Origin of the sequence: Undibacterium sp. MH2W, from assembly GCF_049340215.1 — a bacterium.
Lineage (GTDB): Bacteria > Pseudomonadota > Gammaproteobacteria > Burkholderiales > Burkholderiaceae_D > Undibacterium.
The window spans coordinates 1-1448 of record NZ_JBMPPA010000021.1 but is presented as its reverse complement, the minus strand read 5'-3'; the positions used below and the strand labels follow the sequence as shown (position 1 = coordinate 1448).

Sequence of the window (1448 nt, the reverse complement as noted above, 5' to 3'; positions counted from 1 at the left end):
AAGACGTGTCTAATAGTGCGTCAATCGTTGTCGGTGTTACCGCACAATCGACTACTTCAGTGACTCTTAGCGCTTACGCACGAACAACCGGGGCTTCTACCCCATTTATCGCTGGTGACGTATTGACAGTATCTTGCAGCGGTATTTAATTAACTCGTCCTCACTTTAAACAACCCGCTTCGGCGGGTTTTTTTACGCCTAAAGGAAAGCTGATGCCAGCAAAAGAACACGAACAAAAAGAAACCATCGTGATTGATATTTTTTATCCAGATCACGCACCGCGTACCGAGTCGGCTCTATTCAAAAAGACCAAGCATCATCTGATCAAGGTTTTGGATTCGGCTTGCTGGGTTTGTGGCTCCAAGGATAAGCGTGAAGTGCATCACTTTCATGCTGAGTGGGCAGACTCAGAAGGGATCGATTGGGACAAAATGCGTGAGCTGCACCCGAATTTTCCTTGGTCCTCATTCAATGAAGCTTCGGATTTCATCGACTCTGAATACAACATGATGGTCCTGTGCGAAAAGCACCATCGTGGCAAAGATCATGGCATCCACTTGCTGCCCTATCCAATTTGGGTGATGCAGCGCAACCAGTTGCCGACCTTCGTTTTTTCTCCCGACGAGGTGAAGTAATGGACACGTCTTTTCTGATCGAGGGTGTCGGCGTGGCAGGAACCATCTTCTCCACAATATTCGGAACAGTCACTTTTCTGCTACGTAGAAATGTTCACCAGATTGATGAGTCGTTGAAGGATCATCAATTGAAGCTTGAGCAGGCGCAGAAAGAATTGACCGATTTTAAACTTTACGTCGCCACCCACCACGTTACCCAAGACGAGCTCAGTAAGAGTCTGGACCGTTTGGACGAGACCATCAAGGATCTTGTTGAGGCTATTCGCGAAAGCGCGCGCGACACACGTGAGTCGATTAATCAGTTGCAAACCAAGATTGACGGGAAAGCCGACAAATGACACTCGACCAGCTGCAAAAAATAATGCCTCTGGCAAAAGATCGGGCGGCATCATTTTTTGCTCCGCTGGTCGCTGCCATGCAGGAATTTCAGATTAACACGCCGTTGCGTCAGGCCAGTTTTTTAGCGCAAATAGCTCACGAAAGCTGCCAATTGCTTTATGTGAAAGAGTTGGCGAGTGGAGCGGCATACCAAGGGCGCAAAGACTTGGGCGACATTCACCCGGGAGACGGTGAGAAGTACAAGGGCAGGGGATTGATTCAGATCACGGGGCTAAACAACTATCAACTTGTTGCTGCTGCTTTGAAAATCGACTGCGTAAATCATCCTGAGTTGCTTGAACAGCCGGTCAATGCTTGTCGATCAGCCGCGTGGTTTTGGCAGACGCACGGGCTTAACGAATTGGCAGATAAAGACTTCTTTGTCACGATCACCCGAAAAATCAATGGAGGGCTGAATGGGCTATCCGAAAGACA

At 48.3% G+C, this 1448-nt stretch carries 3 protein-coding genes; all 3 read left to right on the top strand.

The genetic code is table 11. The features are described 5' to 3' along the window. Positions 1 to 248 precede the first annotated feature (248 nt). Positions 249 to 635: a hypothetical protein gene (locus tag ACO0K2_RS19680; RefSeq protein ID WP_423021759.1), complete on the top strand. Its 387-nt coding sequence runs from the start codon at positions 249 to 251 to the stop codon at positions 633 to 635. Further along, a complete protein-coding gene (locus ACO0K2_RS19675; RefSeq protein WP_423021758.1) occupies positions 635 to 973 on the top strand; it encodes a hypothetical protein in 339 nt (112 codons plus the stop codon). Before ACO0K2_RS19680 ends, ACO0K2_RS19675 begins: the two co-directional genes overlap by 1 nt. After that, on the top strand, positions 970 to 1448 hold a 479-nt coding region (locus ACO0K2_RS19670; RefSeq protein WP_423021757.1), incomplete at its 3' end, for a glycoside hydrolase family 19 protein. The genes ACO0K2_RS19675 and ACO0K2_RS19670, both read left to right, overlap by 4 nt.